The 21,933-nt window shown below is 73.9% G+C and carries 21 protein-coding genes; 9 read left to right on the top strand and 12 right to left on the bottom strand.

From position 1 onward, the window contains the following. The first annotated feature begins 92 nt into the window (after positions 1-92). The gene (locus Aru02nite_RS25190) at positions 93-1,148 is read left to right on the top strand and encodes an AfsR/SARP family transcriptional regulator (protein WP_203661916.1); all 1,056 of its coding nucleotides are present in this window, start codon (positions 93-95) and stop codon (positions 1,146-1,148) included. A gap of 132 nt (positions 1,149-1,280) precedes the next feature. On the opposite strand, the gene Aru02nite_RS25185 is transcribed toward Aru02nite_RS25190, so the two are convergent. The 4 genes from Aru02nite_RS25185 to Aru02nite_RS25170 form a co-directional block, all read right to left on the bottom strand. After that, the gene (locus tag Aru02nite_RS25185) at positions 1,281-3,173 is read right to left on the bottom strand and encodes a cutinase family protein (protein ID WP_203661914.1); all 1,893 of its coding nucleotides are present in this window, start codon (positions 3,171-3,173) and stop codon (positions 1,281-1,283) included. A 450-nt stretch (positions 3,174-3,623) separates the two neighbouring features. After that, a complete protein-coding gene (locus Aru02nite_RS25180) occupies positions 3,624-4,595 on the bottom strand; it encodes a threonine ammonia-lyase (protein ID WP_203661912.1) in 972 nt (323 codons plus the stop codon). A 22-nt stretch (positions 4,596-4,617) separates the two neighbouring features. Then, positions 4,618-5,091 (bottom strand): carboxymuconolactone decarboxylase family protein, encoded by a 474-nt coding sequence (locus Aru02nite_RS25175; RefSeq protein ID WP_203661910.1) that lies wholly within the window; start codon positions 5,089-5,091, stop codon positions 4,618-4,620. Between the two features lie 197 nt (positions 5,092-5,288). Next, entirely contained in the window at positions 5,289-6,170 is an 882-nt protein-coding gene (locus tag Aru02nite_RS25170) for an SDR family oxidoreductase (protein WP_203661908.1), read from the bottom strand. 83 nt (positions 6,171-6,253) lie between these two features. Here Aru02nite_RS25170 and Aru02nite_RS25165 point away from each other — a divergent pair, with 83 nt between their 5' ends. Beyond that, complete coding sequence (locus Aru02nite_RS25165) at positions 6,254-6,829, top strand: TetR/AcrR family transcriptional regulator (protein WP_203661907.1); 576 nt, start codon at positions 6,254-6,256, stop codon at positions 6,827-6,829. A gap of 8 nt (positions 6,830-6,837) precedes the next feature. On the opposite strand, the gene Aru02nite_RS25160 is transcribed toward Aru02nite_RS25165, so the two are convergent. After that, on the bottom strand, positions 6,838-7,419 hold the full coding sequence (locus Aru02nite_RS25160; protein WP_203661905.1) for a short chain dehydrogenase: 582 nt from the start codon (positions 7,417-7,419) through the stop codon (positions 6,838-6,840). Between the two features lie 133 nt (positions 7,420-7,552). On the opposite strand from Aru02nite_RS25160, the gene Aru02nite_RS25155 reads away from it, so the two are divergent. Beyond that, positions 7,553-8,386, top strand: coding sequence for a helix-turn-helix domain-containing protein (locus Aru02nite_RS25155; RefSeq protein ID WP_203661903.1), 834 nt, complete (start codon positions 7,553-7,555; stop codon positions 8,384-8,386). An 8-nt stretch (positions 8,387-8,394) separates the two neighbouring features. Here the strand turns inward: Aru02nite_RS25155 and Aru02nite_RS25150 are convergent, their stop codons facing one another. The 5 genes from Aru02nite_RS25150 to wrbA form a co-directional block, all read right to left on the bottom strand. Next, positions 8,395-9,543 (bottom strand): glycosyltransferase, encoded by a 1,149-nt coding sequence (locus Aru02nite_RS25150; RefSeq protein WP_203661901.1) that lies wholly within the window; start codon positions 9,541-9,543, stop codon positions 8,395-8,397. After that, positions 9,543-10,133: a TetR/AcrR family transcriptional regulator gene (locus tag Aru02nite_RS25145; RefSeq protein WP_203661899.1), complete on the bottom strand. Its 591-nt coding sequence runs from the start codon at positions 10,131-10,133 to the stop codon at positions 9,543-9,545. Before Aru02nite_RS25145 ends, Aru02nite_RS25150 begins: the two co-directional genes overlap by 1 nt. Positions 10,134-10,292: 159 nt before the next feature. Further along, on the bottom strand, positions 10,293-11,009 hold the full coding sequence (locus Aru02nite_RS25140) for an MBL fold metallo-hydrolase (protein ID WP_203661897.1): 717 nt from the start codon (positions 11,007-11,009) through the stop codon (positions 10,293-10,295). 73 nt (positions 11,010-11,082) lie between these two features. Then, positions 11,083-12,486 carry an MFS transporter gene (locus Aru02nite_RS25135; RefSeq protein ID WP_203661894.1) on the bottom strand — a complete coding sequence of 468 codons (1,404 nt, stop codon included), beginning with the start codon at positions 12,484-12,486 and terminating at the stop codon, positions 11,083-11,085. A 67-nt stretch (positions 12,487-12,553) separates the two neighbouring features. Further along, on the bottom strand, positions 12,554-13,237 hold the full coding sequence (gene wrbA, locus Aru02nite_RS25130) for an NAD(P)H:quinone oxidoreductase (protein ID WP_203661892.1): 684 nt from the start codon (positions 13,235-13,237) through the stop codon (positions 12,554-12,556). A gap of 95 nt (positions 13,238-13,332) precedes the next feature. Here wrbA and Aru02nite_RS25125 point away from each other — a divergent pair, with 95 nt between their 5' ends. Then, positions 13,333-13,773 (top strand): MarR family winged helix-turn-helix transcriptional regulator, encoded by a 441-nt coding sequence (locus tag Aru02nite_RS25125; protein ID WP_203661890.1) that lies wholly within the window; start codon positions 13,333-13,335, stop codon positions 13,771-13,773. Between the two features lie 185 nt (positions 13,774-13,958). Beyond that, positions 13,959-14,414: a hypothetical protein gene (locus Aru02nite_RS25120; RefSeq protein WP_203661888.1), complete on the top strand. Its 456-nt coding sequence runs from the start codon at positions 13,959-13,961 to the stop codon at positions 14,412-14,414. Positions 14,415-14,672: 258 nt separating this feature from the next. On the opposite strand, the gene Aru02nite_RS25115 is transcribed toward Aru02nite_RS25120, so the two are convergent. After that, positions 14,673-15,230, bottom strand: coding sequence for a hypothetical protein (locus tag Aru02nite_RS25115; RefSeq protein WP_203661886.1), 558 nt, complete (start codon positions 15,228-15,230; stop codon positions 14,673-14,675). A 114-nt stretch (positions 15,231-15,344) separates the two neighbouring features. Here Aru02nite_RS25115 and ligA point away from each other — a divergent pair, with 114 nt between their 5' ends. The 4 genes from ligA (at position 15,345) to Aru02nite_RS25095 (ending at position 20,661) form a co-directional block, all read left to right on the top strand. After that, positions 15,345-17,423, top strand: a complete 2,079-nt coding sequence (ligA, locus tag Aru02nite_RS25110) for an NAD-dependent DNA ligase LigA (RefSeq protein WP_203661884.1) — start codon at positions 15,345-15,347, stop codon at positions 17,421-17,423. Between the two features lie 431 nt (positions 17,424-17,854). Further along, positions 17,855-18,877 (top strand): molybdopterin-dependent oxidoreductase, encoded by a 1,023-nt coding sequence (locus Aru02nite_RS25105; RefSeq protein WP_203661882.1) that lies wholly within the window; start codon positions 17,855-17,857, stop codon positions 18,875-18,877. A 186-nt stretch (positions 18,878-19,063) separates the two neighbouring features. After that, positions 19,064-19,408, top strand: coding sequence for a YciI family protein (locus Aru02nite_RS25100; protein ID WP_203661880.1), 345 nt, complete (start codon positions 19,064-19,066; stop codon positions 19,406-19,408). Then, positions 19,405-20,661 (top strand): RNA polymerase sigma factor, encoded by a 1,257-nt coding sequence (locus Aru02nite_RS25095; RefSeq protein ID WP_203661878.1) that lies wholly within the window; start codon positions 19,405-19,407, stop codon positions 20,659-20,661. The genes Aru02nite_RS25100 and Aru02nite_RS25095 overlap by 4 nt, the downstream gene beginning before the upstream one ends. A 71-nt stretch (positions 20,662-20,732) precedes the next feature. Here the strand turns inward: Aru02nite_RS25095 and Aru02nite_RS25090 are convergent, their stop codons facing one another. Beyond that, positions 20,733-21,932, bottom strand: coding sequence for an FAD-dependent monooxygenase (locus Aru02nite_RS25090; RefSeq protein WP_203661876.1), 1,200 nt, complete (start codon positions 21,930-21,932; stop codon positions 20,733-20,735). Position 21,933 lies beyond the last annotated feature (1 nt).

The raw sequence follows: 21,933 nt of genomic DNA, 5'->3' as shown, positions 1-21,933 counted from the left end.
TCTGGCCGGTCGGCTGGCCGTGCCTCCGGCGGGCGCCGGGACCACTCTCATCGGTGTCAACCACGTCGACGCGCCCTCGGTGGGGAGCCGCCATGCCCACGACCGCACTCACTGACCTGCCTGTCGTTGTCGGGCTCAGCGCCCGGGAACACGAGGTACTGCGGGCGGTCGGCTGCGGCCTCACCGACGGCGAGATCGCCCTGACGCTGGACCTCCCCGAGCCCACTGTGGCCGACGATGTCGAGCACATCCTCGCCACGTGCGCGCTCCGCGACCGGGCCGCCGCCATCGTGTACGCGTTCGACCGTGGACTGGTCGTCCCCGGCCAGGGACCGCGCGGGCAGGCGGCGGCACCGGTACTTCGCGTCGTCGTGCCGCGACCGTCCCGGCCGAGGCTGCGGCTGTCCGTACTCGGGCCGCTGCGCGCCTGGTACGACGGGCGGCCGGTGGACCTGGGGCCGCTGCGCCAGCAGGCCGTACTCGCGGCCCTGGCCCTGCGCTCGGACCGTACGGTCAGCCGGCAGGAACTGCTCGACGCGGTGTGGGGCGCGGAACCGCCGGCCGGCAACGTCGTCCAGGTGTACGTGTACCGGCTGCGCAAGATCCTGCTCGGCGGTACGCAGCCGGACCCGGTGATCCGGCGCGACCGGTCCGGCTACCGGTTCGCCCGGGACACCGTCGAACTCGACGTGGCCCGGCTGGAGGACCTCGTCACCGCGGCGCGGCGCGCGGACGGCGCCGGCGACCTGACCGGTGCGGTACGCCTGTGCTCGCAGGCGCTGGAACTGTTCGACGGCGAGCCGCTGGCCGGCATCCCCGGACCGTTCGCCGAGCTGGAACGCCTGCGCCTGGCCGAACGCCGGATCGCGCTCGCGCAGTGGAAACTGGACCGGCAGCTCCGGCTCGGCCAGCACACCGGCGCCATCGCCGAACTGTCCGCACTGGCCGCCGCGCAGCCGTACAACGAGCCGGTCGCCGCGATGCTGATGCACGCGCTGCACCGGACCGGACGGCGGGGCGAGGCGCTGCTCGTCTTCACCCGCACGTACCGGCGGCTGGCCGACGACCTGGGGCTGGCGCCGGGCGAGACGCTGCGCCACGCGCACGAGGCCGTACTCCGGGGCGAGGACACCCGGTTCGGGCACTGACCGGGAGCCACGCAACCGCCCGGCGGGCGCGCGGTGCAGGGCACGATCCCTTGTCCCACAAGCGAACGGCACACACGAAGGCGGGCGGGGCGACGAGTGGTGAACTCGTCGCCCCGCCCGTTCAGGTCCTGCTCAGACGGTTTCCCCCACGCGGGCGGCCAACCAGTCGGACAGGACGGTCAGGGCAGGGCGGCCGGTGTGGTCGACCGTCGCGCTGCCGTACGAGGTGTGCGCCTTGCTGCCGTAGAAGACGGCGGCCTGGATGCCCTCCGAGATCACCTGCTTGGGGGTGAGGTCGGTGGTGAGCAGCTGGTTGATCGTGCCGCGCGGCAGGTCGATGCCGGCGACCGACAGGCCGTGCGAGGCCAGGTCGCTGATCGTCGGCACCATCGCCAGTACGTTGACGCCGAAGATGTCGGTGAGCGACTTCCGCGGCGCGTTCGGGTCGACCTTCGGCGGGTGGCTCGGGTTGAACTTGGCCAGCCCGTCCTGGAGTTTGCGCAGGTCCTTCGTGGTGCGTACCCAGTCGACGCGGTCCAGGAGGCTCAGCGCGTCGCCGACGGTGCGCTCGTTCGAGCCCTGCGGGAACATCCGCAGCAGCGCCGCGACCGGGGCGAAGTCGACCCGGTTGGCGGTCTTCGCCAGCGGCATCAGCTTGTCCTCGACCGTGGTCAGCACCTTGTACAGGCCCTTGACGTCACCGCTGGCGACCAGCGTCGGCACCATCGCGATCGCGTTCGCGATGCCCCGGTAGTCCACCCCGAGTACGCCGTGGATGACGTTGCTGGCCTGGGCGAGTACGGCGACCGGGCGCAGTCCCTCGACGACCGTGGTGGCGCGCGCGAGCTGGTCCGCCGGTACGCCGGCCAGCGGTGCCACCTTCTTGGCGACGCGCAGGCCCAGCGAGATCAGGCTGTCCAGGTCCTTCTTGTCGGCCGCCTTGAGCCCGGTGCTCAGGTCCTTCGCCAGCCCGACGAAGTCGGTGTCGTTCATCGCCTGCAACACCTGGCCCGCGATGTACGTCTGCGACCCGCGCGGCGTGTTCAGCAGCGCGTTGACGATCAGCGGGTTGCCGACGAACCGTTCCAGGTCCTGCATCTGCCGGACCAGCGGCACCAGGTTGTCGATCTCCTTGGCGAGCGCGGTGAGCTGACCGTTCGTCAACGTGCCGCGCTTCGTCTGCTTGACCAGCTTCTGCAACCCGGCCGGCAGGTACGACAGGTCGACGTCCTTGCCGTTGCCCGCCTTGAGGTCGGTGGTGACCGCCTCCCGGCCCTCGACGGACTGGAGCGCGTGGTCGACGCCGATCTGGCTCAGTACCTTGCCGATCACGACCAGGTACTTGTCCTTCTGCGGCAGCGCGCAGTACATGTCGCCGCGGACGCAGACGGTGGCGACCCGACCGGACACGGCACGGTACCCACCGGCGCGGGGGCCGGCGATGCCGAGCGTGCCGGGCTGCGTGGCGCCGAGGTCGACGGCACCCTTCGTACCCTGGCCCGGGTCGGCCACCAGCCCACCCGCCAGGTACTGGTCCGGCCGGATCGGCCCGGCACCCCGACCGATGTCGTACGCCAGCGTGCCGGCGATGTCGGCGCCCTGGCTGTACCCGACGATCGCGAAGCGGGTACCCGGGCACTTGCCGGCGAGCCGGTCGAGCGCCGCGCGGGCGCCCTTCATCCCCGTCGCCTTCGAGTCGTTGTACGTCATGCCCTTGTCGAACGCGGTCGCCGAGTACGTCACCACGTACGAGGAGACCTTCCCCGGGTACTGACGCTCCAGCCGGTCCATGACCGGCTGGAGCATGCCCGCGGGCGCGTTGGGATCCGCCGTCGAACTCGTCTCCCAGGTGCCGGGTACCACCATGAGCTTGACCGGCGTGCAGTCCTCGTTGGAGCCGGCCTGGGCCGCGCCGGTACCGACCGCGGCGACCGCGGCGCTCGCGGCAACGGCGGTGGCGGCCAGCAGCCCCAGGGCGCGTAGCCGTCTCCGCCGGAAGACCCGGACGGGTCGGGAACTGTGCACGATGCCTCCTCTGATGTGGGGGTGGAACGCGACCGGGCCCGTCGCCCCCGGCAGCCGACCAGCTGTCATCCGCACCCGTCTTCCGCCGGTACGGCCGCGTCCGCGCGCGGGCCGACCCGGTCGGCGTCGGCGTACCAGGAAGGCCCACCTCCCGCGGGCCCGTGCGCGGGCCGGAACGGTGTGGCAGCGTCGGACACCGCGTCGTCGAAGGTGCTCAGCTGAATCTCCGTTCTCGACGGGACCGGTGCGCGACCGATGTTCGCTTTTCTGCCGATTCCGCAGCCAGGCCAGCCACCGGCCCTATATGGCCGGTCCGCCCCACCCTCCTGACCAGCGACTCCGCCGGCGTACGGCCGGGCGGCACGGCCACCGGCGGGATCGCCGGCACGGCAGGCGGAGTACCGGTGTGCCGTGGTCGAGCCAGGCGCCGCCGGTGCCGTGCGCCGAGCGTCAGTGCCGGGGCGTACCGGTCCAGCGGTGGTAGGCGGCGAGGTCGACGTTGCTGCCGCAGACGATGGTGACGACGTGACGGCCGGCGAAGCGCTCGCGGTCTTCGAGGATCGCGGCGATGCCGAGCGCGGCGGACGGTTCGACGACGAGGCCGGCGTGGTCGAGGAGCATCCGCATCCCCGCGACGATCGACGCCTCGCGTACGAGGACGGCGTCGTCCGCGACCGCCAGCAGGTCGTCGAGTACGGCGGGGATGGGGCGGCGGCCGGCGACGCCGTCGGCGATGGTGTCGGCCGTGTCGGTGGTGACGACGCGCCGGGCCCGCCACGAGCGCGTCATCGCAGGCGCACCGGCCGGCTGCACGCAGATCACCTCGACCCCGGGCGCCAGCTCCTTGAGTACGTGGCCGACGCCGGTGGCGAGTGCGCCGCCGCCGAGCGCGACCAGTACGGCGTCGAAGGTCGGCTCGGCGGCGGCAAGTTCGAGGCCGATGGTCGCGGCACCCTCGCACGTCTCGATGTCGAGGCTGTCCTCAAGCAGGCGGATCCCGTCGCGCCGGGCGATGTCGGCCGCCCGGTCGCGGGCCAGTTCGTGGTCGCCGTCGACGAGTACGAGCCGGGCGCCCAGCGCACGGATGCGCGCCAGCTTCGCCGCCGTCGCCGTACGCGACGCCACGACGGTCACGTCGAGCCCGCGGCCGCGGCCGGACCACGCGAGCGCCTGGCCGAGGTTGCCCGCGCTGGCGCACACCACGGCCCGCGACCCGCCGTCCACCAGCCGGCTCGCGACCAGCTCGGTACCGCGGGCCTTGAAGCTCCGGACCGGGTTCGCCGTTTCCAGCTTGACGCTCACCCGGCACCCGAGCTCGGGTTCCCACGCCTCGCAGCGGTACAGCGGGGTGTCGAGGAACATCGGGTCGATGACCCGGCGGGCGGCCCGGATCCGAGCGGTGTCGAGCCGCGTCTCCTGCACGACCCGAGAGCCTAGCCGCGCGCTAGCTCCACTGCCCGGGTACGTAGTCGCCCGCGGGTCGCTGCGCGACGACGTTGAGCCGGTTGAACGCGTTGATCGCGGCGATGGCGCACACCAGCGCGGCGAGCTGCTCGTCGTCGTAGTGCTTGCGCGCGTTCGCCCACACCTCGTCGTCGACTCCGCCCGCCGCGTCGGCGATCCGCGTACCCTGCTCGGCGAGTTCCAGGGCGGCGCGCTCGGCCTCGGTGAACACGGTGGCCTCACGCCACGCCGCGACCAGGTGCAGCCGTGCGGCGGTCTCCCCGGCGGCCACCGCGTCCTTGGTGTGCATGTCGATGCAGTACCCGCAGCCGTTGATCTGGCTGGCGCGGATCTCGACCAGCAGCACGGTCGACTCGGGCAGCGTCGACGCGGCGACGGCCCGGCCGGCACCGGCGAGGCTCTTGACGAACTTCGCGGAGACGGGGTTCTCGAAGTAGTTCAGTCGTGCGTCCACGGTTCTGCTCCCTGCTCGCTTCTCGGTTGCTTCACCGTGTTGACACCGCCGTACGTGCCGGTGTGACGGGCGTGAGCCGGCTCACCTCTCCGCGGTGGGAACGGGGGTCAGCGCCGGCGGGAGGCGAGGACGACGACGCGCAGCGGGTCGTCGGGGCCCTCGGCCTCCCCACCGAGGTCCGCACACCCTGGGCGGCGTCACGGCCGCAGGTTCTCCAGGTCCGCCAACAGCCCCGGGTACTTCGGCTCCCAGCCGAGCGTCGCGCGGGTGTACGCGCTGGACGAGGGTTGGTCGGCGGCGAAGATCGGGCCGAGCGGACCGTACGTCTCGACCGGGACGGACTCGACGGGCAGGCCCAGCCGACGCCCGATGACCGCGGCGATGTCGCGTACCGGGTCGCCCTCGTCGGCGACGGCGTGCCAGGCGGTGCCGGCGGGCGCCCGTTCCAGGGCGAGGCGGAAGAGTACGGCCGCGTCGCGCGCGTGCACCGCCGGCCAGCGCTGCGCCCCGTCGCCCGGGTACCCGGACACCCCGGACTGCCGCGCGATGCCGGTCAGTACGCCGGCGAAGCCGCCCTGGCCGTTGTCGTGCACCGTCCGCGGCAGCCGTACGGCCGAGGACCGTACGCCACGGCACGCCAGGTCGAGGATCGCCGTCACCGTACGGCCGCGTCCACCGACCGGCCCATCCGTCGGTACCGGATCGGACTCGGTGGAGGCGCGGCCGGGCGCGGCGGGCGTACCGGAGACGGTGACGAGGGGGCGGTCGCTCCCGACGAGTTCCGCGCCGAGGGTGGTGAGGGCCGCGGTCTCCTCGGCGACCGCGTTCGCGACGGCGTCGGCGCTGCTGAAGTCGTTGCTGAAGGCCAGGTGGATCACCCCGTCGGCCCGGTTGGCGCCGGCGCGCAGCACGTCCAGATCGGCGAGGCCGCCGCGCAACGGCTCGGCACCAGCCTTCTCGGCCGCCCGCGCGGACGCCTCCGAACGTGCGAGGGCGAGGACGGTGTGGCCGTTGCCGAGGAGTTCGGCGACCACGGCGGACCCGATCAGGCCGGTACCGCCGGTGACGAAGACGCGCATGGGATTCTCCCCGAGTGACGGGACTCTTGTCCTGTCACCATACCAGGCGACGGGACCACGGTCCCATCACTTATGATGAATGCATGGCTCGGTGGGAACCAGGTGCGCGCGAACGCCTCGTCGTCGCCGCCGTCGACCTGTTCACCGAGCAGGGGTACGACGCGACCACGGTCCAGCAGATCGCCGAGCGCGCCGGCGTCACCAAGAGCACCTTCTTCCGGCACTTCACCGAGAAGCGCGAGCTGCTGGTCGCCGGCCAGGAAGCGCTCAGCCGGCTGCTGGCCGAGGGGATCGCCGAGGCGCCCGACGACGCCAGCCCGCTCCAGGCCGTCGCCGCCGGCCTCGAACGCGTCTCCATCGCGATGGGCGGCCCGCGGAACCGCGAGTTCGCGCCGCGGCTCAAGGCGGCCGTCGCCGCCAGCGCCGAGCTGCGCGAACGCGACGCGCTCAAGAGCGTCAGCCTCGCCGCCGCGATGACCACCGCGCTGACCGCGCGTGGCGTACCCGACTCGACCGCGGCCATCGCCGGCGAGCTGGGCGTCCTCGCCTTCAAGCGCGGGTACGCGGCGTGGGCCGACGGCGACGGCGACGGCGACCTCGCCACGTACACGCTGGCGGCGCTGGACGAGCTGCGGACGGCGAGCGCGGCCCTGGGCTGACCGCACGCTCAGGTCAGGACCTCGCCGTGCGCGGTGCCCTCCACCGCCCGCACGTACGACTCGGCCACGTCGGCGGCGGGAGTACCGGGAGCGGGGTCCATGCCGAGGTGTTCGAGGGTTTCGCGCACCCAGCCGGGACTCACGGCGTTGAGCCGGATCCCGCGCGGCAGCTCGATCGCCGCCGACCGGACGAACGCCGCCAGCCCCGAGTTCACCAGGTATCCCAGCGAACTGCCCGGTACCGGCTCGGCGAACCGGCCGCTGGTGAGCGTGACCGAACCACCGTCCCGTACGTGCGGCAGGGCGTGGCGTACGAGGTTCACCTGGCCGACGAGCTTGCCGTCGAGACCCCGCCAGTAGTCGGCGTCCGCGGGGGTGGACAGCGGCGCGAGACCGCCGCTCGCCGCGCAGGACAGTACGGCGTCGACGGGTCCGGTCCGGGCGAACAGCGCGTCGATCGAGCCGGCGTCCGCCAGGTCCACCGGGAGCGGGCCGCGACGCGACGCGCGGAGCAGCTCGTACCGGGGGGCCAGCGCGGCGGCCACCGCGCTACCGATCGTTCCCGTCGCGCCGATGAGCAGGATCTTCATGGTCGGTACCCGTTCCGTCGTGAGGTGTGCCGACCCCAGGCTGCGGCCGCCCGCCCCGCGCAACCAGCCCACCGCCGGGACCACACCTGACAGGTACAGGCACCGGCGCCGCGGATCGGCGAGACTCGTACGTATGACTGCACAGGTGACGTTGGGCGAGTTCCTCCGGTCGCGGCGGGCCCGGCTGCAACCCGCGGACCTCGGCCTGCCCGCGTACGGGGAGCGCCGCCGCGTGCCCGGGCTGCGGCGCGAGGAACTCGCCCAGCTCGCCGGCGTCAGCGCCGGCTACTACACGCGCCTCGAACAGGGCCAGAGCGCCAACGCCTCCGACGCCGTACTCGACGCCGTCGCCCGCGTGCTGCGCCTCGACGCCGACGAACGCACCCACCTGTACGCGCTCGCCCGGCCCGCACCGGCGCCGCGGCACCCCGCCCGGCCGGAGCACCTGCGCCCCGGCGTACGGACGATGATCGACTCGTTCGGGGACGTCCCGGCGCTGGTCATGGGCCGGTTCCTGGACGTACTCGGCTGGAACCGGGCGGCCCACGCCCTGCTCGCCGGACACCTCGACGCCGACGCCCCGTACCGGCCGGAGGGGCGGCCCAACGTCGCCCGGCTGCTGTTCCTCGACCCGCACACCCGCGAGCTGTACGGCGACTGGGACCGGAAGGCCCGCTCGACCGTCGCCGACCTCCGGCTCATCGCCGGCCGCAACCCCGACGACACCGCGCTCACCGCGCTGATCGGCGACCTCATCGTGCACAGCCCCGAGTTCACGACGCTGTGGGCGGCGCACGGCGTCGGCGACTGCGGCACCGGTACGCACACGTACCGGCATCCCGTCGTCGGCAGCCTCACCCTCGCCACCGAACTGCTCGCGCTTCCCGACGACGGTCAGCGCGTCGCCGTCTTCACCGCGGAACCCGGATCCGCCTCGGCCGCCGCCCTCACCCTCCTCACCCGCTGAAGGCGCGGTCAGGGCCGGGCGGGCTGGAGTTCGGTGAGGAGGCCGGCCGCGCGGGCGGCGCCGGGGGCGGCGGCGATCGCGGTGGCGATGGCGGCGGCCGCGTCCCGGAAGCTCCGGTCCCGTACGACCGTGTCGACGGCGGTACGGATCTCGGCCGGGGTGGCGCGTTCGCCGTCGAGGGCGATGCCGGCGCCGCGCTGGGCGAGGTGGGCGGCCAGGGCCGGCTGGTCGGCGGCCGGGTTCGGCAGCGCCACCACCGGTACTCCGTGGCGCATGGCGGCGGCGACCGTACCGTGGCCGGCGTGCGTCACCACGGCGACGGCGCCCGGAACCACGTCGGCGTGCGGCACGAACGGTACGACGGCGGCGTCGCCCGACACCCGTACCCGGCGCGGGTCGACCGTACCGGTGGTGACGAGTACCCGGTAGTGGCGGTCGGCGAACGCGTCGAGCGTGGCCTGTACACGGGAGGTCTGGTCCCAGGCGGCGCCGGTGGAGAAGCTGGCGACCACCAGCGGGCGCGGGTCCTCCGGCGGCCACGGCGGCGTCCAGCCGGACGGGTCGGACGGCTCGTCGACCGGCCCCACGAACGCGAACTCCGGCGGCAGCCGCCCGTCCAGCGGATCGAGTTCGCGGACGCTGGTGCACAGCGTGGGGAACGGCGTCCACGCGTCCCACAACCGGTCGAGCCGGGTACGGTCCCCGTTGGCGCGCACCGCGTTCACGGCCGGCAGCAGCAGTTGCTCGAACGGCCCGGACGGCGGCAGCAGTGCTCCCGGGGCGCTGTGCACGAGTACGGCGGCGGGGATGCCGGCGCGTTCGGCGGCGGCGAGCGCACCGAACATCAGGCAGTCCACGACCAGTACGTCGACCGGCTCCTCGGCGAGCAACCGCGGTACGTCGTCCAGGTGCCCTCCGCACGCCCACACCAGGTCCGGCAGGATCGGCATCCAGTCGTCCGGGGGCTGCGCCGGCCACCGCCCGTCCGCGACCCGGAGTACGTGGAACGGGAAGCCCAGCGCGGTGAACCGGTCCGCCTGCGTCGCGTACCCGGCGAAGGCGACCTCGTGGCCGGCGGCCCGCAACGCGCCGGCCACCCCGGTCTCGGGGACCTGGTTTCCCGCGCCGGGCCAGGTCAGGAACAGGAACCGGGCCATCAGTGCCTCCCCACGACGGATTCGATCATCAGCCGCATCGTCGCCTCGGCCTCGGCGCGCGAACGCCCGAAGTCGCGCCGCAGCAGCTTCCACGTGTAGACGTCGGACGCGCACACCAGCGCGTCGAGGGCCACCGCGCGCTTCTTCGGCGACCGCCCCGCGAGCAACGGCCCCAGCAGGTACTCGACGCGCTGCCGGTGCCGGGCCCGGCCGACCTCCAGGATCGGGAACACCACGGCCGGGCCGGTCTCGTCGGCGAGACCGCGGATGACCACGTCACCGATCTGCTCGTAGTGGTCGAACCAGGTACGCACGGCGGCGTGCACGTCGCCCGGCGCGGCGCCGTCGAGCTGCGCGGCGATCTCGGACAGCAGCTGTTCGAACGCGACCCGGAACAGTTCCGACTTGCTGCCGGCCACCCGCAGCACCGTCTGCACCGACACGCCCGCCGCGGCGGCGACGTCCTCCAGCCGGATGTCGACGCGCAGCCGGCGGCGCAACAGATCGGCCGCGGCGTCGACGACCCGGCGCCGGGTGTCGGCGGCCGCCTCCGCCCTGGCGCCCATCCGGTACGGCCTCGCCGAATTCATATTAACGACGTTAACACGAAAGTTCGGGTACCGCACCGGCCGTGCCGCCGCCCCGGAAGCCCTTGCCGTACAAGGAGATCGTGGGCCCGCGGTCGGTGAACGACGCGGCCCGCGCCGACCACGTACCGGCTCGGCGCGACCGAACGACCCGCCGGTACGTCAGGTCGCGGCGGCGCGGATGCGGTCGAGTGCCTCGGCCAGCCCGCGGTTCCACGGTGCACCGTGGCCCGGGAGTACCCAGGTGGCGGTGAGGCCGGACAGCTTGTCGAGCGAGGCGAGCGCCTCGTCCGGGTGCAGGGTGAACGGCGCCGCGGCGGGCCCGGTGACACCGGTGAGGACGTTGCGCGTGGTCATCGTGTCGCCGACGAACACCGCGTCGACCTCCGGTACGTGCAAGACGACGCTGCCCGGCGTGTGCCCCGGTACCCAGACGACGCGCGGCGAGCCGGGCAGGTCGAGCGTGGCGCCGTCGGTGAACGTCGTCACCTCGGCGACGCCCGGCACCCGGAACGCGCCGTGGCGCGCGCCGTACCAGAGGAAGCCGGCCGTCGCGCCGAGCCTGACCTTCCCCGCCTTCCCGTTCGGCTGGTGCGGTTCGCGCCGGGCACGCCCGGCGTCCAGCTCGTGCACGTACACGGGGACGCCGTGGTCGTGGCGCAGCCGTTCGGCGTACCCGAGGTGGTCGGTGTCGCCGTGGGTCAGGACGACGCCACGGATGTCGTCGAGGGAGCGGCCCATGTCGTCGAGTTCGCGGGTGAGGTCGGCCCACTGCCCGGGAATGCCCGCATCGACCACCGTGATGCCGTCCGGGGTGTCCACGAGGTAGCTGTTCACGTAGTCGTTGCCGACCCGGTGCAGTGACGGGGCGAGTTTCATGGTCGTTCTCCCTGCTGACGGGCGGCCGGCGTCGGACGACCCGGGCCCACAGGACGACGGTATGCGTTCCGGTTCAGTCGTGTCGCCTCCCCGGCAACAGCAGTGCGGTCGCGGCGAGAGCCACGGCGAGACCGGCGGCGACGAGGAACACCCGGTCGTACCCGGTGGCCGGGGTGGCCGCGCCCGCCGTGCCGGCGACGGTCGCGAGTACGGCGAGGCCGATGGAGCCGCCGACCTGCTGGGCGGTGGCCGCGACGCCGCCGACGACGCCCGCGTCACCGGCGGGGGCGCCGGCGGTCGTCGCCGCCATGAGGCTGGGGAAGACGAGCCCGATCCCGACCGCGACGAGCAGCGTCGGCCCGAGTACGTCGACGGCGTAGCTGCCGCCGCCGTGCGCCCGGGCGAGCCAGCCGAACCCGGCGACGAAGAAGGCGCAGCCGGCGAGTACGACGGGGCGGACGCCGAAGCGGGGCACCAGTACGGCCGCGCAGCGCGCGACCGCCATGAACGCCACCGCGGCGGGGGTCTGCCCCAGCCCGGCCGCGAGCGCGCCGTACCCGAGGGCGTCCTGCAGGTACAGGGCGGTGAAGTACCAGAGGGCGATGGCGACGGCGCCGAAGACGACGAGCATGGCGCCGCCGGCCGCGACACCGCGGATCCGGAACACCCGCAGGGGCAGGATCGGCCGGGCCGCGACACGCGCCTCCACCAGGCCGAACAGACCGAGCAGCAGCAGGCCCGCCAGGATCGGCCCGGCGACCGGTACGGACGTCCACGCGCCACCGGCGCTGCGCATCACCCCGTACACGAGCGCCGCGAGCCCGGCCGTACCGCAGATCGCGCCGGCGAGGTCGAGCGGTTCCCGCCGCCGGCCCGTACGGGTCAGCGCGACCACGGCGAGCGCGGCCAGCACCGCACCGACCGGTACGTTGACGAGGAAGACCCAGCGCCAGGACAGGCCCGTGGTGAGGGCTCCTCCGGCGAGCGCACCGGCCATGCCGCCCACGCCGCCGGACGCGGACCACGCGCCGAACGCGCGGGCGCGCGCACGGTCCCCGGTGACGTGGGTGTTGATCACGACGAGCGTCGCCGGGGCCATCAGGGCGGCTCCCACGCCCTGCGCGACCCGGGCCGCGACCAGCATCTCCGCCGTCGCCGCCAGGCCGCCCGCCAGGCTCGCGGCGGAGAACAGCACCAGCCCGGCGGTCAGCGTACGGCGCGGCCCGAGCAGGTCGGCGGCGCGGCCACCCAGCAGCATGAACCCGGCGAACGTCAGCAGGTACCCGTCGACCACCCAGGCGATCCCGCTGGTGGAGAACCCGAGCTCGCGGTCGATCGAGGGCAGCGCCACGTTCACGATGGACGCGTCGAGGATCACCACGAACTGGCAGGCGCACACCAGTACCAGAACGATCCCGGCGGTACGGGACGCGGCCGGTGCGCGGCCACGCGTGTCGACGGGCGTTTCGGTTGTCACGTACGCCTCCTGAGCGCCGAGTGTCGAGTGCCGGTCGCGGCGGCGCCCCGCCCGAGTCGGCCGTGGATCAGGCGTCACGGGACGCCGTCCCGGCCGTGGCGAGGGGCTTGCCTGGTAGCGCGGTGGCGTCGTCCGCGGGCCCGGAATCGCCCTGGCTGAGCCGGATCGCCGTACGCGCCAGTCGCTGCCCCTGGTGGCGCGCCGCGTCGAGTACGGCGCCGGCGAGGTCGGCCCCGCCCGGGCCGGTCACGGCGGACGCGCCGTACGGGTTGCCGCCGGCGGCGTACACGACGGGGTCGGTGTATCCGGGCGGCACGATCAGCGCGCCCCAGTGGTAGAAGACGTTGGCCAGCGACAGCAGCGTGGCCTCGCTGCCGCCGTGCCGGTTGTACGCCGAGGTGAAGGCGGTCACCGGCTTGTCGGCGAGCGCGCCGTCGTGCCACAACCCGACGGCCTCGTCGATGTACTGCTTCAGCGGCGCGGCCGGCGTGCCGAACCGCGACGGCGTACCGAAGGCGTACGCGTCGGCCCAGGCGAGGTCCTCGACGCGGGCCACCGGTACGTCGGCGGTGGCGTCGACGTGTTGCCGCCACCGGGGATTGCGGTCGATCGCCTCGTCGGGCGCCAGTTCGGCCACCCGCCGCAGGCGTACGTCGGCCCCGGTGGTGGCGGCACCTTCGGCGACCGCCCGGGCGAGCGTGTGCACGGCGCCGGTCGCGCTGTAGTAGATGACGGCGATCTTGGCGGTCACGGATGCCTCCCGCGGCATGCTGTAGACTTCATTATGCGGCTAACCTTATGCAGATAACGTTAGCCGCGTAAGTAAGCGAGCGTCAAGGAGGGTCCGTGGACTTCGACCAGGCAGACCGCGTCAACCAGGCCATCCGCCTGCTGAGCCTGCGGCACCGCGCCCGTACCGCCGAACTGCTCGCGCCCCTCGGCCTGCACCCCGGACAGGAGGCCCTCGTACTCGAACTCGCCCGTACCGGGCCGATGATCCAGGCGAAACTCAGCGAGGCGCTGAACATCGAACCCCCCAGCGTCACGCTGATGGCCCGCAAGCTCGAAGCCTCCGGCCACCTGCGCCGTACGCCCGCGCCCACCGACAAGCGCGCCAGCGTCGTCGAACTCACCGACAGCGGCCGGGCGCTCGCCGGTCAGCTCAAACGGCTCTGGCGCGCGCTCGCCGAGGAGACCGTGGCCGGCCTGTCCGCCCGCAAGGTGCAGGACCTGCCCGGCCTGCTCACCACGATCGCCGCGAACGTCGACACCCGGCACCGGCGCTGACACGTGGCTTCGCGCTGACGGACCTGGTCACCCCGAAACCGCGAGCGCGCCGCCCCCTCCGCATAAGCCCGATCCCGTTGGTACGCAAGGGAAGCAGCCCACCACGCCGCGCGATCCGGTACCAGGGAAACGGTCGTACGCGAGGACGAGCCGACGCGGTGGCGGGTGCCCGCTACGCTGCCGGCGTGTACGACAGGGAACGACGACCCGGGCCGCGGGCGCTGACGATCGGCCTGCTCGGCGTGGTCCTCGGCATCATCGCGATCGCGGTGCACGGCCCGGCGCTGTCCCTTCGCTTCCACGGCACCCGGGTCACCGCGACGGTCACGTCCTGCCACGGCGTCACCTGGCACGGCAAGTCCGGCGAGCAGCACCGCACCGAGTGCGAGGGCGAGTGGACGCTGCCCGGCGGGACCGTCGACACCGGGGAGATCGACGGCGCGGCCGACGCCATCGGGGCGTACGCGGAGGGCGAGAGCAGCATCGAAGTACACGAGCGGCTGGCGGTCTGGGCCACCGACACCGAAGCGCTCGCGGTACGGGACGACCCGACCGGGTGGCTCTGGGGTGGCGGCCTCCTCATCCTGGTCGGCGCCGCCGTCCTCGCCGGCTCCGCCTGGCACCGCCGCACCGCGTACTGACCGGCGCCCGTTCTGTCCACTGTGGACATACACCACACCAGCGGCAACCGCGTCCTTGCGCGGACCGGGATCGGCCGGCAGAACGCGATCAGCTCCCGGGTCGCCCATCCGTTGTGCCGGAACGGATCCAGCAGTACGTCGTGCACTGTCCCTCCGTTGCCGACGCGGACACCGCCGACCCTCGGCGTACGTCGGGCACGCCCACCGTGCCGCGGTCCGACGGTACGGACAAGGGAGATTCGCGCCGCCGCCCGGTGCTCAGCCCTCGGTGGGACGCAGGTACTCCGCCCAGGACGGCACGTCACGACCCACCTCGGCCATCAGCGTCAAACGGCTGCGGTAGTCGGCGACGCTCGGGCTGATGCCGTCGAACCAGTCCGTCACCGAACACCAGACCGGTTGCGCCGCTTGGCCTTCGGTCACCAGCCACACCGGCGGGTCCGGGTCGACGAGGTCGGCCCCGTCGACGACGTGGAACTCGTACGCCTGGTGCATGAGCAGCACCAGCAACCCGCCCGGCTCGCGGATCGCGCCGCCGTCCCGCGCCAGCGTCGCTCGCGCGTACCGCTTGGCCTCGCCGCCGACCGCGTCCACCCCGAGCGAGCTGCCGGCCCGCCACAACCCGTGCCGCACGCCCAGCAGGCGCAGTACGGCGCGGACGGCGGCGGGCACCGCGGTGACGCCCTGCGCCGCGGCGTACGCGTCGATCTGCTCGTCGGTCGCGCCCGTCACGGACTCCGGCGCCATCCCCTCGGCGGTGACCCGGTCGAAGACCGCCCGGATCGCCGCCGCGGCCGCCTCGTCCCGAGTACTCACGATCGCCTCCGCCCCCACCTGGTCCGTTACCGGAAGGAACCGTACCAACGGGTCATCCGCGGCGGTGCCGTGTGTACGCGCGGGATTGTCGGGGGTGGCGGGCAGGATGGGGACATGACGATCCCCGTTGCGCAGATCGAGGACGCCACCGCCTACGCGCAGGCGGTCGAGGACGCGGTGCAGGCCGCGGCCGCCTACTACGCGAGTGGCGGCTCGCCCCTGGACGACGACGCGTACGACGTGCTCGTCCGGGGCATCGCGGCGTGGGAGGCCGCGCACCCCGACCAGGTACTGCCGGACTCGCCGACCGGGAAGGTCGCCGGCGGCGCGGCCGAGGGCGACGTGCCGCACACGGTGTCGATGCTGAGCCTGGACAACGTGTTCTCGCCAGAGCAGTTCGTCGCCTGGGCGGCCTCGCTGGCGAAGCGGCTCGGCCACGACGCGGAGCGTTTCAGCGTGGAGCCGAAGCTCGACGGGCTGGCCATCGCCGCCCGGTACACGCGGGGCCGGCTGGCCCGGCTGATCACCCGCGGCGACGGTACGGCCGGCGAGGACGTCTCGCACGCGATCGGCACCATCGAGGGCCTGCCGACCGAGCTGACGGCGCCCGTCACGGTGGAGGTACGCGGCGAGGTGCTGATGACCACCGAGCAGTTCGAGCGGGCCAACGAGGCGCGCGTGGCGCACGGCGGCCAGCCGTTCGCGAACCCGCGCAACACCGCGGCGGGCACCCTGCGCGCCAGGGACCGGGCGTACACGGCGACGATGACGTTCTTCTGCTACGGCCTGCTGCCGCTCGCCGACACCGACGACGACCTGGCCGCCCGGCTGCCGGACCTCGCGCACAGCGAGCTGATGGCGCAGGCCGCCGAGTTCGGTGTGAACACCACCGCCACCACCCAGGTGCCCGGCGTCACCGCCACCACCACCGACGAGGTACTCGCCCGCGTCACGGAGATCGCCGCGCTGCGCGCCGAGCTGCCGTTCGGCATCGACGGCATCGTGATCAAGGCGGACCTCGCCGCCGACCAGCGGACCGCCGGTTCCGGTACGCGGGCCCCGCGGTGGGCGATCGCGTACAAGCTGCCCGCCGTCGAGAAGATCACCCGGCTCCTCGACGTCGAGTGGAACGTGGGACGCACCGGCATCATCGCCCCGCGCGGCGTGCTCGAACCGGTCGAGATCGACGGCTCCACCATCACGTACGCGACGCTGCACAACCCGGCCGACATCACCCGCCGCGACCTGCGCCTCGGCGACCACGTCATGGTGCACCGCGCCGGCGACGTCATCCCGCGCATCGAGGCGCCCGTCGCCCACCTGCGTACCGGGGACGAGCAGCCGATCGCGTTCCCCGAGGTGTGCCCGCGGTGCGGCTCCGGCATCGACACCAGCCAGGAGCGCTGGCGCTGCGAGCAGGGCCGCAACTGCCACCTCGTCGCCTCCCTGTCGTACGCGGCGGGGCGCGACCAGCTCGACATCGAGGGGCTGGGCGGCACCCGCGTCGTACAGCTTGTCGAGGCCGGGCTGGTGACCGACCTCGCCGACCTGTTCACCCTCACCCGCGACCAGCTCCTGAGCCTCGACCGGATGGGCGAGACCAGCACCGACAACCTGCTCGCCGCCCTCACCGCGGCCAAGGCCCAACCCCTCTCCCGGGTACTCTGCGCGCTCGGCGTCCGCGGTACGGGTCGCTCCATGTCCCGCCGCATCGCCCGGTACTTCGCAACCATGGACGCCATCCGCGCCGCCGATGCCGAGGCGCTGCAACGGGTCGACGGCATCGGGCCCGAGAAGGCGCCGTCCATCGTCGCCGAGCTCGCCGAGCTGGGCCCGCTGATCGACAAGCTCGCCGCGGCCGGCGTGAACATGACCGAACCCGGCGCGACGCCCCCGCCGACGACGGACGCGGACGAGGACGCCGGCGAGGACGCGGACGCCGGCCCGCTCGCGGGGATGACCGTCGTGGTCACCGGAGCGATGAGCGGGCCGCTGGAGAAGCTCAGCCGCAACCAGATGAACGAACTCATCGAACGCGCCGGCGGCCGCTCCTCCTCCAGCGTGTCCAAGAAGACCACCCTGGTCGTCGCGGGCGCGAACGCCGGATCCAAGCGCGCCAAGGCCGAAGACCTCGGCATCCGCCTCGCCACCCCGGACGAGTTCGCCGCGCTGGTCGCCGACCACCTCGACTGACCGGACGCGTGGGCGCGCGACGCTGATCGGGAAATCGGGCCTCGACGTTCCGTCGCCCGCAGCACGCCTTTGGTCCACAGTGGACAGACGGCGCCGCCGGCGCGGCGCGTGCCGGCGTGGCCGGCCGGCGTCACCGATACGCCAGTCGTACCGGGTGGCGGGGACACGATCGTGGCGCCCGGCGACGCGCGGCCCGATCAGGTCACCCGGGACTCCACCCGCACGGGGCTCCGCCGGCACGAGGTGGCGCTACGAGGCCGCCTCCGGCGCCACGTACCCGGGTGAAGATCGCCGCCGGGCCGACGGCACTGCTGACACGGACCCGGACACGACTCCCCCTGCGGCGTGGACGGACCGCGAACGACGCGTACCGGGGCGGATGTCCGATGTGGGGCGTCCGGACCAGTCGGCGGGCGAGGGAGACTGGGGAGATGCGCGCGCTGCGGGCGGGGCGGCGGACCAACCTGGCGCTCCTGGTGGTGTCGGTGCTGGCGACGGCCACCGGCGCGCTGGCGTACGCGGTGGGCACGCCCGGGCCGGCGCTGGTGGTCGGCGTGGCCCATGCGGTGGCCGGCCTGGCGCTGGTGGCGCTCGTCCCGTGGAAGCGGGTGGTCGTACGGCGCGGGCTGCGGCGGACCGGGCGCCGTGGCCGGGCGGTCGGTGTCGCGCTCGCGGTGCTGCTCGTGGTCTCGATCGGAGCGGGTGTCGCGCACGGCGTCGGCGGTGACCTGTCGGTGGCCGGCGTCAGCCTCATGCAGGTACATGTCGGTGCCGCGGTGGTCGCCGCGGCGCTGTTGGTGGCGCACGTGGTGGTACGCCCGCAACGGATCCGGCGTACCGACGTGTCCCGGCGGGCGCTGGTCCGGCTGCTGGGTGTCGGCGCGCTCGGCGGTGGCATCTGGCTCGCGCTCGCGGGTGTGAGCCGGGCGGCGGCGCTGCCGGGGGCGCACCGTCGCGCGACCGGCTCGTACCCGACCGGTTCGGGTCGACCGGACGCGATGCCCGTCACCCAGTGGTTCACGGACGAGGTGCCGGACCTGTCCACCGACCACACCCTCCTGGTACGCACCGGCGACCGTACCCGGCGGGTGACGTACGCGGAGATCGCCGCCGGGGTCGACAGCGTGCGCGCCACGCTGGACTGCACCGGCGGCTGGTACGCGGAGCAGCGGTGGCAGGGGCTGCGGCTGGACCGGCTGCTGGGCGCGGTCGACCCCGCCGCGTCCGTACTGGTCGTCTCGGTCACCGGCTACCGCCGCACGTTCCCCGCCTCGGACGTACGGCGGCTGCTGCTCGCCACGCGTGCCGCGGACCTCCCGCTGTCGTCCGGCCACGGCGGCCCGGTACGGCTCGTGGCGCCCGGGCGGCGCGGGTTCTGGTGGGTCAAGTGGGTGGCCCGGGTCGAGGTACTCGACCGCTCGTGGTGGTGGCAGCCGCCGTTCCCGCTCCAGTGACCCACGCGCAGCCGTACGCGAAACGGGACGGATCCGGCCGGCGTGGTTGTGGCCCGCAACAAGGGCGGGTACACAACGGGGATGCGCGGCGGCGCCGGGTACGGAAAAAGCCTCGCTGCGGGTTGTCGATTCCGCCGCACCCGTCCGACGTACTGGTGTAGGCACACCGACGAACGAGGAGCACTCATGGCCCAGTACGCGATCCTGATCTTCGACGACCCGACCGCCGGCGACTACACCGCCGGGCAGCTGGCGGAGAGCAAGCAGCACGCGGAGGACATCGTCGACTCGGGCGCGATGGTCTCGGCGTACGCGCTGGCGGCGCCGGAGACGGCGACGTCGCTGCGCGGCGACGTCGTCACGGACGGCCCGTTCGTGGACACCAAGGAGGTCGTCGCCGGGTTCTGCGTGATCGAGGCGCCCGACCTGGACGCGGCGCTCGCGGTGGCGCGCGACAACCCGGCGGTGCGCTGGGGTCGCGGCGGCGTCGAGGTACGCCCGGTCGCGGGCAGCATCCCCCCGGCGCGATGACCGACGCGGCACGGGCGGTCGCCGACGCGCACCGGCGCGAGTGGGCCCTGGTACTCGCCGCGACGGTGCGCGTCGCCCGGGACCTGGACCTCGCCGAGGAGTGCGTCCAGGAGGCGTACGCGGCGGCGCTGACCGCGTGGGCGCGCGACGGTACGCCCGCCAACCCGGCGGCGTGGCTGACCACCACGGCACGGCGCCGGGCGATGGACGCGATGCGCCGGGAGGCGACGTTCCGGTCGAGGCTGCCGCTGCTGGTGGAACCGGCCGAGACCGGGTACGAGCCCGCCACCGACCCGCCGCCGGAGCAGACCGACGCCGTACCGGACGAGCGGCTGCGGCTGGTGTTCACCTGCTGCCATCCGGCGCTCGCCCCCGAGGCCCGGCTCGCGCTCACCCTGCGCCTCGTGTGCGGGCTGCCGACCGCGGACGTGGCCCGCGCCCTGCTCGTGTCGGAGCAGACGATGGCGGCCCGGATCACCCGGGCGAAGAAGAAGATCGCCACCGCCCGCATCCCGTACCGGGTGCCGCGGCCCGCCGAGCTGCCCGACCGGCTCCCCGCCGTACTCGGGGTGGTGCACCTGCTGTACACCGCCGGGCACACCGCACCCAGCGGCCCGACCCTGCTGCGTACCGACGCGGCGGACCGGGCCCTGCACCTGGCCCGTACGCTGCGGGCGTTGATGCCGGACGAGCCGGAGGTCGGCGGCCTGCTCGCGCTGCTGCTCGCCACCGACGCCCGGCGCGCCACGCGTACCGGCCCGGACGGTGGGCTGCTCCGGCTGGAGGACCAGGACCGGTCGCGGTGGGACCGCGCGGCGCTGGCCGAGGCGCACGAGCTGATCGTCGCCGGGCTGCGCGCCGGCCGGCCCGGCCGCTACACGCTCCAGGCCGCCATCGCCGCCCTGTACGCCGAGGCCCCCACGTACGACGAGACGGACTGGCAGCAGCTCGTCACCCTGTACGACCGGCTCCTCGCGGTGTGGCCGTCGCCCGTGGTGGCGCTGAACCGGACCGTACCGGTGTCGATGGCGAGCGGGCCGGCCGTCGCGCTGGCCCTCGTCGACGAACTGGCGGCCGACCCGCGCCTCGCCCGGTACCCGTACCTGCCGGCGGTGCGGGCGGACCTGCTACGCCGGCTCGACCGCCCGGCCGAGGCGGCGCTGGCGTACCGGGATGCGTTGGCGCGCACCGACAACGACGCCGAGCGCGGCTTCCTCGCGGCACGGCTCGCCGAGGTCGACATCGAACCCTGACCCGGTCGCGCCGGGCCTCGCGGCGGTCACCGGCGCCGCGGCCCGGACACATCCCGGGGGTACGCGGTGGGCTACGGCGCGGCCGGGGCGGCGGAGTCCGGCAGGCCCGCGTAGTCGGGCAGGTCGACGCCGTTGATCGCGCGGTCGATCAGGGCGAAGTCCCATTCGGGTTCCGCGTCCGGGTCGGCGTCCGGCGCGGGTACGTCGCGGGTGTGCGCGTGCAGCCGGCCGATCTCCTGGTTGGCCTCGACGTACGACCGCATCCGCGCCTCGTAGCGCGCGAACCCGGCGGCCGGATCCCAGCCCGCGGCGGCCAGCTCCCCGGCCAGCACGTACGCGCCGACCAGGGCCAACCCGGTACCGCCGCCGGACAGCGGCGACGAGCTGAACGCCGCGTCCCCGAGCAGCGCCACCCGGCCGCTCGACCAGCGGTCCATCACCACCTGCGCGACCTGGTCCAGGTAGAAGTCCGGGGTGTCGTCGAGGTGCGTGAGGATGCGCGGGGCCAGCCAGCCCAGGCCGGCCATCCGCTCGCGCAGCAGCCGCTTCTGCGCCTCGACGTCGCGGTGGTCGACGGCGAGATCGGCGGCGGGGAAGGAGAACATGGCCATCGCCCGGGTGGCGTCCTGGACCGGCCGCAGCCCGGCGGAACGCCCGGACTCCGCCTCCTGGTAGTCGTACAGCCAGCGGTCCAGCCCGTACTCGTTGGGCACGGTGTAGAACGCCATCACGTGCCCGAGATGCCGGATGTACCGCTCGCGCGGGCCGAAGACCATCGCGCGCAGCGCCGAGTGCAGCCCGTCCGCCCCGACGACCAGCTCGAAGCGCCGCCGGTCGCCGCCCGCGAAGACCACGTCGACGCCGTCCGCGTCCTGGGCGAGTTCGGCGATCCGGTCGCCGAAGACGTACTCGACGCCGTCCCGCGTGTCGTCGTACAGCACCCGGGACAGGTCGCCGCGCAGGATCTCGATCTCCGCGATGTACCCGTCGCCGCCGTCGTCGTCCGCGCGGAACGTCTCCAGCACGTTCCCGTCCACATCCACCGTGTACGCCCCGGCGGTCTCCGTACGGGCCGCGCGTACCGGCGCGTCCAGCCCCATCCGCCGGATGACCTCCCGGGCCACCCCGCGCGCGTCCACCGCCTGCCCACCGGGCCGCAGGTCGGGCGCCCGCTCCACCACGGTCACCTCGGCGCCCCGTCGACGCAGCCAGTGGGCCAGCGCCGGCCCCGCGATGCTCGCCCCCGACACCAACACCCTGGTACGACTCACA

The organism is Actinocatenispora rupis (genome assembly GCF_016861975.1).
In the GTDB taxonomy this organism is placed as follows: Bacteria; Actinomycetota; Actinomycetes; order Mycobacteriales; family Micromonosporaceae; genus Actinocatenispora; species Actinocatenispora rupis.
This window is presented reverse-complemented; position numbering and strand designations above follow the sequence as displayed.

Excerpts from the sequence above, each read along its gene's own strand:
- Aru02nite_RS25170 (WP_203661908.1), bottom strand. The coding sequence starts at position 6,170 with ATGCGCGTCTTCGTCACCGGCGGTACCGGCCTGATCGGGTCCGCCGTG.
- Aru02nite_RS25165 (WP_203661907.1), top strand. The coding sequence starts at position 6,254 with ATGGCTCGGTGGGAACCAGGTGCGCGCGAACGCCTCGTCGTCGCCGCC.
- Aru02nite_RS25155 (WP_203661903.1), top strand. The coding sequence starts at position 7,553 with ATGACTGCACAGGTGACGTTGGGCGAGTTCCTCCGGTCGCGGCGGGCC.
- Aru02nite_RS25190 (WP_203661916.1), top strand. The coding sequence starts at position 93 with ATGCCCACGACCGCACTCACTGACCTGCCTGTCGTTGTCGGGCTCAGC.
- Aru02nite_RS25140 (WP_203661897.1), bottom strand. The coding sequence starts at position 11,009 with ATGAAACTCGCCCCGTCACTGCACCGGGTCGGCAACGACTACGTGAAC.
- ligA (WP_203661884.1), top strand. The coding sequence starts at position 15,345 with ATGACGATCCCCGTTGCGCAGATCGAGGACGCCACCGCCTACGCGCAG.
- Aru02nite_RS25105 (WP_203661882.1), top strand. The coding sequence starts at position 17,855 with ATGCGCGCGCTGCGGGCGGGGCGGCGGACCAACCTGGCGCTCCTGGTG.
- Aru02nite_RS25150 (WP_203661901.1), bottom strand. The coding sequence starts at position 9,543 with ATGGCCCGGTTCCTGTTCCTGACCTGGCCCGGCGCGGGAAACCAGGTC.
- Aru02nite_RS25100 (WP_203661880.1), top strand. The coding sequence starts at position 19,064 with ATGGCCCAGTACGCGATCCTGATCTTCGACGACCCGACCGCCGGCGAC.
- Aru02nite_RS25160 (WP_203661905.1), bottom strand. The coding sequence starts at position 7,419 with ATGAAGATCCTGCTCATCGGCGCGACGGGAACGATCGGTAGCGCGGTG.
- Aru02nite_RS25095 (WP_203661878.1), top strand. The coding sequence starts at position 19,405 with ATGACCGACGCGGCACGGGCGGTCGCCGACGCGCACCGGCGCGAGTGG.
- Aru02nite_RS25145 (WP_203661899.1), bottom strand. The coding sequence starts at position 10,133 with ATGAATTCGGCGAGGCCGTACCGGATGGGCGCCAGGGCGGAGGCGGCC.